The 14668-nt window shown below is 64.3% G+C and carries 17 protein-coding genes; 11 read left to right on the top strand and 6 right to left on the bottom strand.

Annotated features, from left to right (window positions below; all coding sequences use genetic code 11):
* Nucleotides 1–60: 60 nt before the first annotated feature.
* On the bottom strand, nt 61–204 hold the full coding sequence (locus tag QQL24_RS32960) for a hypothetical protein (protein WP_284316558.1): 144 nt from the start codon (nt 202–204) through the stop codon (nt 61–63).
* 170 nt (nt 205–374) lie between these two features.
* On the opposite strand from QQL24_RS32960, the gene QQL24_RS32955 reads away from it, so the two are divergent.
* The 3 genes from QQL24_RS32955 (at nt 375) to QQL24_RS32945 (ending at nt 2871) form a co-directional block, all read left to right on the top strand.
* Nucleotides 375–1664, top strand: coding sequence for a DEAD/DEAH box helicase (locus QQL24_RS32955; RefSeq protein WP_284316557.1), 1290 nt, complete (start codon nt 375–377; stop codon nt 1662–1664).
* Nucleotides 1665–1702: 38 nt separating this feature from the next.
* Nucleotides 1703–1984 carry a translation initiation factor IF-1 gene (infA, locus tag QQL24_RS32950; protein WP_149253648.1) on the top strand — a complete coding sequence of 94 codons (282 nt, stop codon included), beginning with the start codon at nt 1703–1705 and terminating at the stop codon, nt 1982–1984.
* A 230-nt stretch (nt 1985–2214) separates the two neighbouring features.
* Nucleotides 2215–2871, top strand: a complete 657-nt coding sequence (locus QQL24_RS32945; protein ID WP_284316556.1) for a class II aldolase/adducin family protein — start codon at nt 2215–2217, stop codon at nt 2869–2871.
* Nucleotides 2872–2926: 55 nt separating this feature from the next.
* Here the strand turns inward: QQL24_RS32945 and QQL24_RS32940 are convergent, their stop codons facing one another.
* From QQL24_RS32940 to hslU, 3 genes are read right to left on the bottom strand one after another with little or no spacing between them, the layout of a single operon-like run.
* Nucleotides 2927–3127: a hypothetical protein gene (locus QQL24_RS32940; protein WP_284316555.1), complete on the bottom strand. Its 201-nt coding sequence runs from the start codon at nt 3125–3127 to the stop codon at nt 2927–2929.
* A gap of 1 nt (nt 3128) precedes the next feature.
* Nucleotides 3129–3689, bottom strand: coding sequence for a hypothetical protein (locus QQL24_RS32935; RefSeq protein ID WP_284316554.1), 561 nt, complete (start codon nt 3687–3689; stop codon nt 3129–3131).
* Nucleotides 3690–3723: 34 nt separating this feature from the next.
* Nucleotides 3724–5025, bottom strand: coding sequence for an ATP-dependent protease ATPase subunit HslU (hslU, locus tag QQL24_RS32930; RefSeq protein WP_284316553.1), 1302 nt, complete (start codon nt 5023–5025; stop codon nt 3724–3726).
* Between the two features lie 405 nt (nt 5026–5430).
* Between hslU and QQL24_RS32925 the strand changes: the two genes are divergently transcribed.
* Complete coding sequence (locus QQL24_RS32925) at nt 5431–6504, top strand: ABC transporter ATP-binding protein (protein WP_284316552.1); 1074 nt, start codon at nt 5431–5433, stop codon at nt 6502–6504.
* Nucleotides 6505–6667: 163 nt separating this feature from the next.
* Here QQL24_RS32925 and hpxZ read toward each other — a convergent pair whose 3' ends face one another.
* Nucleotides 6668–7096: an oxalurate catabolism protein HpxZ gene (gene hpxZ, locus QQL24_RS32920; RefSeq protein WP_431310794.1), complete on the bottom strand. Its 429-nt coding sequence runs from the start codon at nt 7094–7096 to the stop codon at nt 6668–6670.
* Between the two features lie 338 nt (nt 7097–7434).
* Here hpxZ and QQL24_RS32915 point away from each other — a divergent pair, with 338 nt between their 5' ends.
* Nucleotides 7435–8097, top strand: a complete 663-nt coding sequence (locus QQL24_RS32915; RefSeq protein ID WP_284316551.1) for a GntR family transcriptional regulator — start codon at nt 7435–7437, stop codon at nt 8095–8097.
* A gap of 88 nt (nt 8098–8185) precedes the next feature.
* On the opposite strand, the gene QQL24_RS32910 is transcribed toward QQL24_RS32915, so the two are convergent.
* Nucleotides 8186–8359 (bottom strand): hypothetical protein, encoded by a 174-nt coding sequence (locus QQL24_RS32910; RefSeq protein ID WP_284316550.1) that lies wholly within the window; start codon nt 8357–8359, stop codon nt 8186–8188.
* A gap of 29 nt (nt 8360–8388) precedes the next feature.
* Here QQL24_RS32910 and QQL24_RS32905 point away from each other — a divergent pair, with 29 nt between their 5' ends.
* The 6 genes from QQL24_RS32905 to QQL24_RS32880 are packed head-to-tail and all read left to right on the top strand — an operon-like array spanning nt 8389 to nt 14514.
* Nucleotides 8389–9516, top strand: a complete 1128-nt coding sequence (locus tag QQL24_RS32905; RefSeq protein ID WP_284316549.1) for a BMP family ABC transporter substrate-binding protein — start codon at nt 8389–8391, stop codon at nt 9514–9516.
* 10 nt (nt 9517–9526) lie between these two features.
* Entirely contained in the window at nt 9527–10630 is a 1104-nt protein-coding gene (locus QQL24_RS32900) for an ABC transporter permease (protein WP_431310793.1), read from the top strand.
* Nucleotides 10631–10637: 7 nt separating this feature from the next.
* Complete coding sequence (locus tag QQL24_RS32895; protein WP_284316547.1) at nt 10638–11555, top strand: ABC transporter permease; 918 nt, start codon at nt 10638–10640, stop codon at nt 11553–11555.
* Nucleotides 11556–11582: 27 nt separating this feature from the next.
* A complete protein-coding gene (biuH, locus tag QQL24_RS32890; RefSeq protein WP_284316546.1) occupies nt 11583–12308 on the top strand; it encodes a biuret amidohydrolase in 726 nt (241 codons plus the stop codon).
* On the top strand, nt 12305–13843 hold the full coding sequence (locus tag QQL24_RS32885; protein ID WP_284316545.1) for an ABC transporter ATP-binding protein: 1539 nt from the start codon (nt 12305–12307) through the stop codon (nt 13841–13843). The genes biuH and QQL24_RS32885 overlap by 4 nt, the downstream gene beginning before the upstream one ends.
* A gap of 11 nt (nt 13844–13854) precedes the next feature.
* Nucleotides 13855–14514: a cysteine hydrolase family protein gene (locus tag QQL24_RS32880; RefSeq protein WP_284316544.1), complete on the top strand. Its 660-nt coding sequence runs from the start codon at nt 13855–13857 to the stop codon at nt 14512–14514.
* Nucleotides 14515–14668: the final 154 nt, after the last annotated feature.

The following is a 14668-nucleotide window of genomic DNA, read 5'->3' as shown; positions in this document are numbered from 1 at the left end:
TCTCTCCTCGTCGCAAACCTGTGCCATTGCAGCCCTCATGCGAGCGCAGAAGAACTCCTTTCAGGATTGCGCCACAGCGGCCGCCCAGCGGGGGGAGAGGCGTGTCCTTTTTGCTTTTCCCTTGACTTGCCATTGCAAAAAGCGCAGCAACCCCCATGTATCGACCGCCGAGGATTCGCGCGGCGAGCTGGTTTTTGTTTTCATGAAGCAGCGCCTCATCCTCCGGCCGTCCCCAATAACATTCCGCTGCTCCCATCCGCGCGTGGGTCGCGACATCGCTGTTTCGCTCTTTGAGAAGGGCGCGCTTGCGATCGCGGACCCGGACGGTGGCCGCGCTGCCGTCCGCTCGATGAGCGTGGCATGAAGGATTTGATGTGACTTCCGAAGTAACTTTTGCAGCGCTCGGCCTGGCCGAGCCGCTTTTGCGTGCGCTTGACGCCGCCAATTACGAAAACCCGACCCCGATCCAGCACAAGGCCATTCCCGCCCTTCTCGAAGGCCGGGACATGATGGGCCTTGCCCAGACCGGCACCGGCAAGACGGCCGCCTTCGCGCTGCCGATCCTGCAGCGCCTGTCGGCCAAGCGCCATGGCGCCGGCGCCAAGGGCACCCGTGCCCTGATCCTGGCGCCGACGCGCGAGCTCGCCATCCAGATCGATGAGAGCTTCCGCACCTATGGCGCCCATCTGAACTTCCGCATCGCCGTGGTCTTCGGCGGCGTCAGCCAGGTGCCGCAGGTCAAGGCGCTCTCCGACGGCGTCGACATTCTCGTTGCTACCCCCGGCCGCCTGCTCGACCTGCAGCAGCAGCGCAAGGTGCGCCTCGACAAGGTCGAAGTGCTCGTCCTCGACGAGGCCGACCGCATGCTCGACATGGGCTTTTCGCGCGATGTTCTGAAGATCGTCGACGAGACGCCGCTGGAGCGCCAGTCACTGCTGTTCTCGGCCACCATGCCGAAGGCGATCAAGAAGCTCGGCGAGGAGATCCTCCTCAACCCCGTGCATATCGAAGTGACGCCCGAAGTGGTGACGGTCGACAAGATCGAGCAGCATGTCTACCACGTGCCGGCTTCAGTGAAGCGCTCGCTGCTGATCCACCTCCTCAGTGATCCGGCGATGAGCCGCGTCATCGTCTTCACCCGCACCAAGCATGGTGCCAACCGCGTGTCGGATCATCTCGACCGCGCCGGCATCCCCTCGGCCGCGATCCATGGCAACAAGTCGCAGAATGCCCGCCAGAAGGCCCTGGAGGATTTCCGCTCGGGTTCAACCCGCATCCTGGTCGCCACCGATATCGCCGCCCGCGGCATCGACGTCGATGATATCTCCCATGTCATCAACTTCGAGATGCCCGTTGAGGCCGAAAGCTATGTGCACCGTATCGGCCGCACGGCGCGTGCCGGCCGCAGCGGCGTGGCCTATTCCTTCTGCGATCCCAACGAGCGCGACGAGCTCAAGGCGATCGAGCGCCTGACCAAGAAGCCGCTGACGGTCGCCACCCCCATCCAGGGGCTGGAAGCCGATCAGAGGCATGGGCATGGCGAGCGTGGTCCGCGTCACCCCCATCAGGGCAAGCCGTCCGGCAAGCCCAACGGTCAGCCCCGCGGTGAGCGTTCGCGTCGCCCGGGCGGTGGTGGCCGCAACAATCAGCGCCGCGCCGCCTGAGGCGCGAGCTCACCCTTAGTCCGACACAGGAACTGGATATGGCAAAAGAAGAACTGATGGAATTTGAAGGCTCGGTCTCCGAGGTCTTGCCCGACGCCCGTTTCCGCGTGAAGCTCGACAATGGTCACGAGATGATCGCCTACACGGCCGGCAAGATGAAGAAGAACCGCATCAAGACCATCGAGGGCGACCGCGTGACTGTCGAGATGTCGCCCTACGACCTCGACAAGGGCCGCATCATCTTCCGCCACAAGGACGAGCGCGCCTCTTCCGGCCCCCGCCCGCCCCAGCGCGGCGGCGGCAATATGCGCCGCCGGTAAGCTGGGAGCGCGGCGCCTGTCTGGTTTGGCGCCGCGCTTCCGCTTCCCGGTGTGCCGGTCTTCAGACCGGCATGGAACCTCTGCCTATCGGAATTTCCCTGTTTCTTGCAGTGCCGGTCTGAAGACCGGCACACCACGCGCGCTCAATTTCGCTCAGGCCGAGTTTTGATCTTGCCAGCCTCGGCCCTTCTTCCGCATCGATAGGCGCAGATCGAATCCGAGGAAGCGTCATGAAGCAAGACGAGCTGGCCCTGCGCCGGGCCATCATCGACAAATGCCGCTGGATGAACGCCCAGGGCCTCAACCAGGGCACCTCCGGCAACATCTCGGTCCGCCACGAGGACCGCATGCTGATCACGCCCACCAGCATCCCCTATCACGAGATGGAACCGGAGATGATCGCCTCGATGCCGTTCGAGGGCGAGTATGGTTCCTGGCAGGGCCCGCGCAAGCCTTCCGTGGAGTGGCGCTTTCATTTCGACATCCTGAAGGCCCGGCCCGATGCCGGCGCCGTGGTGCATACCCATGCGACCTGGTGCACCGTGCTCGCCATCGCCCACAAGCCGATCCCGGCCGTGCATTACATGATCGGCGCCTTCGGCGGGCCCGACATCCGCTGCGCGCCCTATGCGCGCTACGGCACGCCGGAGCTGTCACGCCATGCCGTCGAGGCGCTGGACGGACGCAATGGCTGCCTGCTCGCCAATCACGGCATGATCACCGTGGGCTCGGACCTGGACAAGGCAATGTGGCTGGCGGTGGAGCTGGAGACACTGGCCCGACAGTACTACCATTCCCTGCTGATCGGCGGCCCGAAGCTCCTGCCAGACGAGGAGATCGCTGGCGTGGTCGAAAGCTTCAGGGGCTATGGTCTGAAGGATAAGTAAAGGTTTCCTGGAAGGCCTTTGAGGCTTGCTTTGCCACCTATGGGTATCTGCAAGGTCACCGTTCGCCGGCTTCCTTTTCCGCTCGACGCCTTTCCCTTGCCTCATGAAAGGGCTTCAGTCGTTCTCTCAACGCCTCCAGCCGTGCGATCTTCTCGCCGAAGGAGAGAGCTGCAAGCTTCTTGCGTCCTTCAGCCTTGCGTCGAAAGATGTCGGAGGTATCAGGGTAGTGGCGCTCTCTTTTGTCGGTCATGCCCAAATCATAAGCCAAGAGGGTCAATGATGCCAGCACGCAAGCAGAATGTCTTCCACTCCTTCTGCAAGCTATGTCGCTGAATCAATTCGACAAGTGTGGGAAGGGCAATCGCCCTCTCTTCCAGAAATTGTGCGATACGGAGTATATCCTTGGCTCTGCCAACCTTCAGAGCGTTGGCAATGAGATGCTCCGGTCTGAGAATTCTTGTCTGCACTTTGCCGCGTGGCGTATCCATATCGATCTCTTCGGCTTCCGCCAGCCCTTCAGCCTCGAGATCGTCGGCCACGGGTAAAAATTGGACTGGCCAGCCCGCTATAAGAATGCCCTCCTTCTGAAATTCCCTGTAACCCTTCGCAGCCAAGTAGTTCAGGATGGGCGTCAGGGTGATGAGGCCTGACCGGAATTTTCCTACGGCCTCGTCGAACGAGACGAAAATGTCGAGATCCTCTGTCGAGCCCAGTTCCAGGTAGTTCAACGCCGCAATCGCGCCACCGATCGCATAGCGGCCAATGATCCCATCGGCCTCCATGCGATTGATGACTTCAAGAGTTTCCTTCATCGACACGGGGGATCTCCGTGCTGCGAACCAGCGCAGACGCCTACAAAATAAACCGGCTCAAATCCGTGTTCCTGGCCAGATCCCCCACCGTCCTCTGCACATAGGCGGCGTCGATGGTCACGCTCTCGCCGCCTTTGTCCGGGGCGGTGAAGGAGATGTCGTCGAGGATGCGTTCCATCACCGTCTGCAGGCGGCGGGCGCCGATATTCTCCACCGTGGCGTTGACCTCGACGGCGATGGAGGCGATGGCGTCGATCGCGTCGGGCGTGAAGTCGAGCTTCAGGTCCTCGGTGCCCATCAGCGCCACATATTGCTTGATCAGGCTCGCCTCGGTGTCGGTGAGGATGCGGCGGAAATCCTCCTGCGTCAGCGCTTTCAGCTCAACACGGATCGGCAGGCGGCCCTGCAGCTCCGGCAGGAGGTCGGAGGGCTTGGCGACGTGGAAGGCGCCGGAGGCGATGAAGAGGATATGGTCCGTCTTCACCGAGCCATGCTTGGTGGAGACGGTGGTGCCCTCGATCAGCGGCAAGAGGTCGCGCTGCACGCCCTCGCGCGAGACGTCGGCGCCGCCGCGGTTTTCGCGGGCGCAGATCTTGTCGATCTCGTCGAGGAAGACGATGCCGTTGTTCTCCACCTGCCGGATGGCTTCCTGCACGATCTGGTCCTGGTCGAGCAGATTGTCGGCCTCTTCCTGGATGAGCTGGTCATAGCTGTCCTTGACGGTGGTGCGCTTCACCTTGGTGCGGCCCGAAAAGGCCTTGCCGAAGATGTCGCCGATCGACACCACACCCATCTGGCCCTGGGGCAGGCCCGGCAGCTCGAAGCTCGGGGTCGAGGTGTCCTTCATCTCGATCTCGATCTCCTTGTCGTCGAGTTCGCCGGCGCGCAGCTTCTTCTGGAAGCTCTCCTTGGTGGCCGGGCTCGCCGTGGCGCCGACGAGGGCATTGAGCACGCGCTGCTCGGCGGCCAGATGCGCCTTGGCCTGCACTTCCTTGCGCCTGTCGGCCTTGACCAGGGCGATGCCGATGTCGACGAGATCGCGCACGATCTGCTCGACGTCGCGCCCGACATAGCCCACCTCGGTGAACTTGGTGGCCTCGACCTTGAGGAAGGGCGCGTTGGCGAGCTTGGCGAGGCGCCGGGAAATCTCGGTCTTGCCGACGCCAGTCGGCCCGATCATCAGGATGTTCTTCGGCATCACCTCTTCGCGCAGCGTCTCGTCGAGCTGCAAGCGGCGCCAGCGGTTGCGCAGGGCAATGGCGACGGCGCGCTTGGCATCGTGTTGGCCCACGATGTGGCGGTCGAGCTCGGAGACGATTTCGCGGGGAGAGAAATTGGACATTGGCACTCGGTGGAGATTGGGCGGTCGGCGTGGGGACAAGCTGCTACATAATGGCTGAGCCGAGAAAATCCAGCGTCGAGATGGCGGGCCCATCGCGCTGCCGGTCGGCTCGGCCGCAACCTATCGACGAGAGGGTGGACGATGTGCGCTCCTCTTTTCTCACCAGATGGGCGAAGCATTGGTCTGAAGATTTGTGCGAGGCCATTCATGCTCATGCTTGACAGGGCTCTCGTCCAGCCGTCAGGATGAGCTTGGCAGCGCTCGCTGTCTGAGCGCTTCGTCTGACTGCAGCGGCTCAGGCCAAGAGTAACACTTCCCAATGGCCCATCAGAGGCTGGAATCACAAGAATAGCCTAAATCATAAGTACTTTAGGCGATTTAATATAGTTCCGGGAGGAGCGCGCGGTGGCATCGGTCGACTTCGTCAGTGTCAAGAAATCATACGGCACGCACCCTGTCATCAAGGGTGTGGATATTGAGATTGCCGATGGCGAGTTCGTGATCCTGGTCGGCCCCTCCGGGTGCGGCAAATCCACCCTGTTGCGCATGCTGGCGGGCCTCGAGAATATCTCGGCCGGCGAGATCCGTATCGGCAAGGCGGTGGTGAACAACCTGCCGCCGAAGGAGCGCGACATCGCCATGGTGTTCCAGAACTATGCGCTCTACCCGCATATGACGGTGGCCGACAACATGGCCTTCTCCCTGAAGCTGAAAGGTACCAGCAAGGGCGAGATCGAGGCCAAGGTGAAGCCGGCGGCGGAAATCCTCGGCCTTGCCAATCTGCTCGACCGCTATCCGCGCCAACTCTCCGGCGGCCAGCGCCAGCGTGTCGCCATGGGCCGCGCCATCGTGCGCGACCCGCAGGTCTTCCTGTTCGACGAGCCGTTGTCCAATCTCGACGCCAAGTTGCGCGTCGCCATGCGGGCCGAGATCAAGGAGCTGCACCAACGCCTGAAGACGACCACCGTCTATGTCACGCATGACCAGATCGAGGCGATGACCATGGCCGACAAGATCGTGGTCATGCATGACGGCATCGTCGAGCAGATCGGCGCCCCGCTCGAGCTTTACGACCAGCCGGCCAATCTCTTCGTCGCCGGCTTCATCGGCTCCCCGGCCATGAACATGATCAGGGGCAAGCTCGATCCGGCCGATGCCAGCCGGTTCATCGCCGAGGACGGCACCGTGCTGCCGGCGCGGGCGCTCCGGGAGACGGCGCCCGGCAAGGCGCTGATCTATGGCCTCAGGCCGGAATCCCTGAGCATCAATCCGAACGGCATCCCGATGTCGGTGATCGTGACGGAGCCCACCGGCGCGGAGACGCAGATGATGGCCAGGCTCGCCGGCATCGAGATCTCCTGCATCTTCCACCAGCGTGTGGCTGCCCAACCCGGCGAAGTTCTGAAGGTCGGGATCGACACCAGCGCGACCCATCTCTTCGATGCGGAGAGCGGCCGCCGGCTCCAGCCCGCGGCCTGAACCGGGCCGGTGGGCGTGCCCACCGGGCTCCTGCACGGCGACGTCCACGAAGAGGGCTCGCTGATGCCGGGCGCCATGTTTGGCCCGATGGAAGAGCTAGACCACTACGAGCGTGAATAAGTGTCGCGAAGGTTCGCGAAGGGCGCGAGAGCCTTTGGACGCCTCACCCCATCGCGATCACGCTGACATGCGCGGCCACCACGCGCCAGCCTTCCGGTGTGCGCAGCCAGGTCTGCATCTGGCGCCCGCAGCGGCCGGGAATGTCGGGACGCACGAACAGGGTGGAGGCGGTGGCGAAATCCCTTCCATAGGTGGTGATCACCGTCTTCTGGAGTTCCCGCACCAGGCCCTGGCTCGGTCGGTTCGCCCGGAAGGCGGCGATCTCGTCGAAACCGTAGAGGTTCTCGGCGATGCCATAGCGGATGGTGCGGCCATCTTGCCAGAACAGTTGGTCCAGCACGGCGACGTCGTTGGTCACCAGCGCCTCTTCATAGCGCTCGAAGATGGCGGTGACCTCGGCCAGCACGCCAGGCTGGTTGATGGCAATCGCGTCTTCCGCCTTCACTTGGCGCGCCGCTTGCTTGGAACTCATGATGGTTTCAGTCCTTGCGCGAGTTGAATGATGAGGCCGGTCTCCCACGACATCGCTTCCTTGCAGGATTCATACCGGGTGGGCCCGAACTCGGCAGAGGGGATCTGCGATGCCGGCGGCGATGGGCGCGACGGCTTGTCCCATGCCCTCGTGTATGCAAATTTTACCAAATTGCTTAATTTTTATACAGCCTCTGTTTCTGCTTTGCACAGAAGCTGCGACATATCAGGGTCAGCTGGCGGTCATCTTCGGCGGGGGTGTCGGCCTCCACCTGAAAGGGCGCGATGTGACGGCATAAGAGCTTCGGGCCGGCCCCAAAGAAAACGAAGGGTAGGAAATTGACGAGACAGACAAAGGCGCAGGCGATGGTCCAGGCAATTGCCGACGACATCGTGCATGGTCGCTATCTGCCGGGAACGCCGCTGGACGAGACCTCGCTTGCGGCGGCCTATGGCGTTTCCCGCACGCCGACCCGCGAAGCCCTGCGCCAGCTCGAAGCCATTGGCCTCGTCGAGGGCAGGGCCCGGCGCGGGGCCGTGGTTGCCGATGTCGGCGAGCGTCAGCTCGATGAGATGTTCGCCGTGATGGCCGAACTGGAGGCCCTTTGCGCCCGCTGGAGCGCGCTGCAGATGACGGCGATGGAGCGGCGGACCCTGCAGGCGATCCACGACGAAAGTGCCGCCTTCGTCGCGGCCGGCGACCGGGCCTCCTATGTCGAGGCCAATGTCCGCTTCCACGAAGCGATCTATGCCGGCGCCCATAACGGCTTCCTGGCCGAGATGGCCCAATCGGTGCGCCAGCGCCTGGCGCCCTTCCGCCGCGCCCAGTTCGAGACGCTCGGGCGCCTCGCCAAATCCCATTTCGAGCATGGCCGGGTCACCTTGGCGATCCAGCGCGGCGATGCGGAAAGGGCGGCACGGGACATGCGGGCGCATCTGGCCATCGTGCGCGACCAGGTCGATGCTGTCACGAAGGTCGCCGAGGTGATTGCACCGATCTGATTCTCGCATCTGTGGATTAAAATTTAAGCAGATACATTGAAATTGCATACAATTAGCGTTGCCGATGACGACTCGGCGAGGCGGCATTTCAACTGCCGGCGTAAACTGATTTTTTATAAAGCACTGAATTAGAAGCAATAAATAAGACGGCTGCATTTTTCTTCCGTCTCTCCCGCATTTGGCACAAAGCTTGCGACTCGACAGACAGCAAGCCGGTCTGCGGCGCTTCATCCGCATCATCCGGCCAAGTTTGATCACGCAAGTGGCACATTCCGAGCGGGAGACTAAGAGATGTTGCGCGACCAGCTTTTCACCAACCAGATTTCCCGGCGCCGTTTTCTGCAGGGCGCCGCCGCGACCTCCGGACTGATGCTCGGCGGCCTGCCCCTGGCCGCCAGGGCGGCGGGGGATCTCACCGTCGGCGTTGTTTATGTCGGTGCCCGTGATGATTTCGGCTGGAACCAGTCCCACGCCGTGGCCGTGCAGGCGCTCAAGACCGTGCCGGGTGTCAACGTCGTCGAGGAAGAGAATGTGCCGGAGACCGATGCGGTCTCCAAGACCATGGAATCGATGATCAATCTCGACGGCGCCGGCTTGATCCTGGCGACCTCCTTCGGTTACTACTCGCCCTTCGTCACCGACATGGCACGCAAATATCCGGATGTCGTCTTCCGCCATGCCGCGCCGCTCTGGGACAAGGACAAGGATCCCAAGAACGCCGGTTCCTATTTCGCCTTCCAGGACCAGGCCCATTATGTCGACGGCGTCGCGGCAGGTGCGGCATCGAAGTCCGGCAAGCTCGGCTTCGTCGCCGCCAAGCCGATCGGGGTTGTATTGCGCAACATCAACTCCTTCCTGGTCGGTGCCCGCACCGTCAATCCGGCCGCGACGGTGCAGGTGATCTTCACCGGCGACTGGTCGATGCCGGTGCGCGAGGCCGAGGCCACCAACGCGCTCGTCGATGCCGGCTGCGACCTCATCACCTGCCATGTCGACGGCCCCAAGGTGGTGATCCAGACCGCCGAGGGGCGCGGCGTGAAGACCTGCGGCCACAACGCTTCGCAGGCGAGCCTCGCCCCCAAGGGCTTCGTCACCGGCGCCGAATACAAGTGGGAGACCATCTACAAGCAGTTCGCCGCCACCCTTGCCAAGGGCGAGCCGCTGCCGAACATCACCTTCGGCGGCTATGATCTCGACATGGTGCAGAACACGCCGTTCGGCGCCGGCGCCGACGAGAAGACCATCAAGGTCGCCAGTGAGGCCATCGCCGCCCTCAAAGGCAAGGCGCCGATCTTCAAGGGCCCGGTGAAGGACAACAAGGGCAATGTCGTGCTGCCCGACGCCGCCTACGACAACATGGCGCCGGTGCTCAATGGCATGACCTATCTCGTCGAAGGTGTCATCGGGTCGGCGGGCTGAGGGCGGCCCGATGACGGACATGGCCAGCCCCACAACCCAGACCGCCAGCGTGAAGCTGCGCTCCGGCGGTCTCTCCCAGCTCCGGGCGAGCGCGGAATATGTCGCGATTCCGCTGCTGGCGCTCATTGGCGCCTTCGTGCTGTTCTCGCTGTTCCTGCTCGCGGTCGGCAAATCGCCGCTGACCTTCGTGGAACTGCTCTGGGCCGGAGGCTACGGCTCCGCCTTCTCCTGGCGCAACACGCTGCAGCGTGCCTCGCCCCTCATCCTGACGGCTTTGGCGGTCGCCATTCCTGCCCGGCTCGGCCTCACCATGATCGGTGGCGAGGGCGCCCTGGTGCTCTCCGGCCTCGCCGCCGCGACCATCGCAATCCCCTTTGTCGGCAGCGGCATCACCGCCTGGATCGTCATGCCCCTGATGATGCTGGCGGCCGCCGCCACCGGCGCGGTCTGGCTCGGGTTGGCCGGCTGGTTGCGTTACCGGCGCGGCGTCAACGAGACGATCGCCTCGCTGCTGCTCTCCTATATCGCCATCGCGATCATGAACTTCTTCGTCGAGGGGGCGTTGCGCGATCCCGCCCAGCCCAACAAGGCCTCGACCCTGCCGATCGGCGACGCCTACAAGGTCGGCCTCATTCCCGATCTCGGCGTGCATTGGGGCATCGTCTGGGGCATCGTCCTCGCCATCCTGCTCTACGTCCTGATGGCGCGCACCACCTTCGGCTTTGCCGCCCGCGTCACCGGCGGCAATCTCAGGGCGGCGTTGGCGCAGGGCCTGCCGGTCGGCAAGCTGATCCTGGTGTGCTGCATGATTGCCGGGGCTTGCGCCGGCCTTGCCGGCTATTTTGAGGTGGCCGCCATCCAGGGGCGGGCCAATGCCTCGCTCGCCGCCGGCTACGGCTTCACCGGCATCCTCGTCGCCTTCCTCGCCCGCCACAACCCGATCGCCATCATCCCTGTCGCCGTGATGTTCGGCGGTCTCTCAGCGGCGGGCGGCCTGATCCAGCGGCGCATGGGCATGCCCGATGCCACCGTGCTGGTGCTGCAGGGCTTCATCTTCGTGACGCTGCTGACGTCCGAGACGCTCTACGGCCGCTTCAAGCTCTTCAGATCGTGAGGCTGCGATGGACAATGCTCTCATCACCGTCCTGATCGCCATGCTGGGTGGCGCGATCCGGGTCTCCACGCCCTTCATGTTCGTGGCACTCGGCGAATGCCTGACGGAGAAGTCGGGCCGCATCAATCTTGGCCTCGAGGGCACCCTCGTGCTCGGGGCCATGGTCGGCTATGCGGTCTGCTACCAGAGCGGCTCGCCCTGGCTCGGCGTGCTGGCGGCCGGCATCGCCGGCACGGTGCTCGGCGGCATGCACGGCACCATCTGCAAGCTGCCCAAGGTGAACGACATCGCTATCGGCATCGCCATGATGTCGCTCGGCATCGGCCTCGCCTTCTTTTTCGGCAAGGCCTACATCCAGCCGCAGGCGGCGCACCTGCCCTCCGTGCCGCTCGGCGGCTGGACCGGCAACAAGGAACTGGCGGTCGCCCTCGACATCAATCCGCTCTTCTTCGTGGGCATCGCCGTCGCCGTCGCCATGGCCTGGGCGCTGCGCAACACCCGCTGGGGCCTGATCGTGCGCATGACCGGCGACAGCGCCGCCGCGGCCCGCGCCATGGGCGTCTCCGTCGACCTCGTTCGTTTCCTCGCCACCGCAACCGGCGGCTTCCTCGCCGGCGTCGGCGGCTCCTTCCTCTCGCTTTATTATCCCGGCTCCTGGAACGAGGGCCTTTCCTCCGGCCAGGGCCTGATGGCCGTGGCGCTGGTGATCTTCGCGCGCTGGGACCCGATCCGCTGCTTCCTGGCGGCGCTGCTGTTCGGCGCGGCGGGCGCGCTCGGCCCGGCGCTGCAGTCGGTCGGCATCGTGCAGGGCTATTACCTGTTCAACGCCGCCCCCTACATCCTCACCCTCTTCATCATGATCGCTTCGTCCAACTCCAAGCAGGCCTTGCAGGCCGCGCCGGGCGAACTCTCGATAACCAAATGAATTGTCGAAACCGAGTGAGATGCTGCCATGAACGCTCCCGTCAAGGACATCGAGGCCACCACCGTCATCCCCGCCGAACCCTATCCCTGGCCCTATAACGGCAAGCTCAAACCTGAGAACACCGCCCTCATCATCATCGACATGCAGACCGATTTCTGCGGGCCGGGCGGCTATGTCGACAAGATGGGCTACGACCTCAGCCTCACCCGCGCGCCGATCGAGCCGATCAAGCAGCTGCTCGCGACCCTGCGCCCGCTCGGCTACACCATCATCCACACGCGCGAGGGGCACCGGCCGGACCTGGCCGACCTGCCGGCCAACAAACGCTGGCGTTCGCGGCGCATCGGCGCCGGCATCGGCGATCCCGGCCCTTGCGGGCGCATCCTGGTGCGGGGCGAGCCCGGCTGGGACATCATCGACGAGCTGGCGCCGCTGCCGGGCGAGGTCATCATCGACAAGCCGGGCAAGGGCTCCTTCTGCGCCACCGATCTCGAACTGATCCTGCACCTCAAGAGCATAGAGAACGTCGTGCTCACCGGCATCACCACGGATGTGTGCGTGCACACCACCATGCGCGAGGCCAATGACCGCGGCTTCGAATGCCTGATGCTCACCGATTGCTGCGGCGCCACCGACCATCGCAACCACCTCGCCGCCATCGAGATGATCAAGATGCAGGGCGGTGTGTTCGGCGCCGTCGCGACCTCCGAGCAATTCCTGGCAGGGGTGAAAGCAGCGGCGGGGGCGGTATGAGCACACCAGACAAGAAGGCGATCGCGCAAAGAGCGATTGGTTTGGCCACGCAGGGCATGACCAAGATCTTCGGCTCCTTCACGGCGCTGGACGATGTCTCGATCGATATTCCCGCCGGGCAGTTCCATGTCCTGCTCGGCGAGAACGGGGCCGGCAAGTCGACGCTGGTGAAATGCATCATGGGCTTCTACCAGCCCGACCGGGGCAAGCTCCTGGTCGACGGCCAGGAGGTCTCGGTGCGCAATCCGCGCGAGGCCAGGGCGCTCGGCATCGGCATGGTCTACCAGCATTTCACTCTGGTGCCGTCGCTTACCGCCGCCGAGAACCTGGTGATCAGCCGGGCGGATGCGCCCTCGGTGATCAACTGGCGCAAGGAGAAGGCCGATCTCGACGCCTTCATGGCGCGCATGCCCTTCCAGGTGCCGCTCGATGCGCCGGTGGCTTCCCTCTCGGCGGGCGAGAAGCAGAAGCTGGAAATCCTGAAGCTCCTCTATCTCGACCAGCGCTTCCTCATCCTGGACGAGCCGACCTCGGTGCTCACCCCGGACGAAGCCGACGAGATCCTCGGCCTGCTGCGCGGCATGACCGAGCGCGGCGAACTCACCGTGCTGATGATCAGCCACAAGTTCCGCGAGGTGATGGCCTTTGCCGATGCCGTCACCGTGCTGCGCCGCGGCGCCCATACGGGCGGCGGTTTGGTCAAGGATCTCAATCCGACGCTGATGGCCAGGATGATGATCGGCGACACCAAGATCCGCGAGCGGGCGGCGCGTGTCGCCCATGACCATGCGGCCGCGGTGCTCGATCTCGCCGGCATCTTCGCCGACGACGATCATGGCCTGCCGGCTGTCGACGGCGTCAGCCTGAAGGTCAGGAGCGGGGAGATCGTCGGGATCGCCGGGGTTTCCGGCAATGGCCAGGCGGCGCTGGTGGAGGTGCTCGGCGGCCAGCGCCCGATGCGCGATGGCCGCATCTTCATCCACGACAAGCCCTTCGAGCCTGTCAGGCGCGATTTCGACCGCTTCAAGGTCTTCGGCCTGCCCGAGGAGCCGCTGAAGAACGCCACGGTGCCGCGCATGTCGGTAGCCGAGAACATGGCCTTCCGCGCCTTCGACAAGGCGCCGATGGCGAGGTTCGGCTGGTGGCTCTCGCCCTCGCCGATCCGCGCCAAGGCGGCCGAGCTGATCGAGCGCTACAAGGTCAAGACGGTGTCGACGGATTCGCCGATCGAGACGCTGTCGGGCGGCAATGTGCAGCGCGCCGTGCTGGCCCGCGAGCTGTCGGGCGATGTCGACGTGCTGATCGTCGCCAATCCCTGCTTCGGGCTCGACTTCGCCTCCGTCGCCGAGATCCGCTCGCAGATCATGGACCAGCGCAACCGCGGCGCTGCCGTGCTGCTGGTCTCGGAGGACCTCGACGAGATCCTCGAACTTGCCGACCGGGTGGCGGTGATGTCGGAAGGCAAGATCTCCTATGTCGCGCCGGTGGGCGAGACCGACCGCACCACCATCGGCCATCACATGGCCGGGCATTGAGGGCACAGCGCATGGAAGTCGAAGCCAAGCCCTATCCCTTTGTGCTGGCGCCGGGCGGGACGGCGCTGGTGGTCATCGACATGCAGCGCGACTTCATCGAGCCCGGCGGCTTCGGTGATGCGCTCGGCAACGATGTCTCGCGGCTGGAGGCGATCATCCCCACCGTGGCCGGCCTGCTGGCCCTGTTCCGCCAAAAGGGCTGGCCGGTGATCCACACCCGCGAAAGCCATCGGCCCGATCTCAGCGACTGCCCGCCCGCCAAGCGCCTGCGCGGCGGCGGCACGCTGCGTATCGGCGATGCCGGCCCGATGGGGCGCATCCTGGTGCGCGGCGAGCCGGGCAACGCCATCATCGAGGCCTGTGCGCCGGTGGCGGGCGAGATCGTCATCGACAAGCCGGGCAAGGGCATGTTCTGGCATACCGATGTGCATGAGCGCCTGAAGGCGCTCGGCGTCACCCATCTCGTCTTCGCCGGCGTGACGACGGAGGTCTGCGTGCAGACCTCGATGCGCGAGGCCAATGACCGCGGCTTCGAATGCCTGCTGATCGAGGATGCGACGGAAAGCTATTTCCCGCACTTCAAGGACTCGGCAATCGAGATGATCACCGCGCAGGGCGGCATCGTCGGCTGGGTCGCGCCGCTGGCGAGTTTGGAGAGGGCGGTGGGGTAGTTAAGCCTGGTTGGGCGAGACCCGGGTGGCGCAATTCGTTCTCAAAGGCCTCATCTCGCCCAGCCGTCGCAACGCCTTCGCCTTTCCGCGCCCTGAACGGGCCGGAGCATGAAGAAGATCGAGGCGACGGCGGCCGCCGGAGCAGCCGCGAATC

This window comes from Labrys miyagiensis, from assembly GCF_030160835.1.
GTDB lineage: Bacteria > Pseudomonadota > Alphaproteobacteria > Rhizobiales > Labraceae > Labrys > Labrys miyagiensis.
Note: the sequence above shows the minus strand (reverse complement) of the source record. Positions and strands in the feature narration are given on the sequence as shown.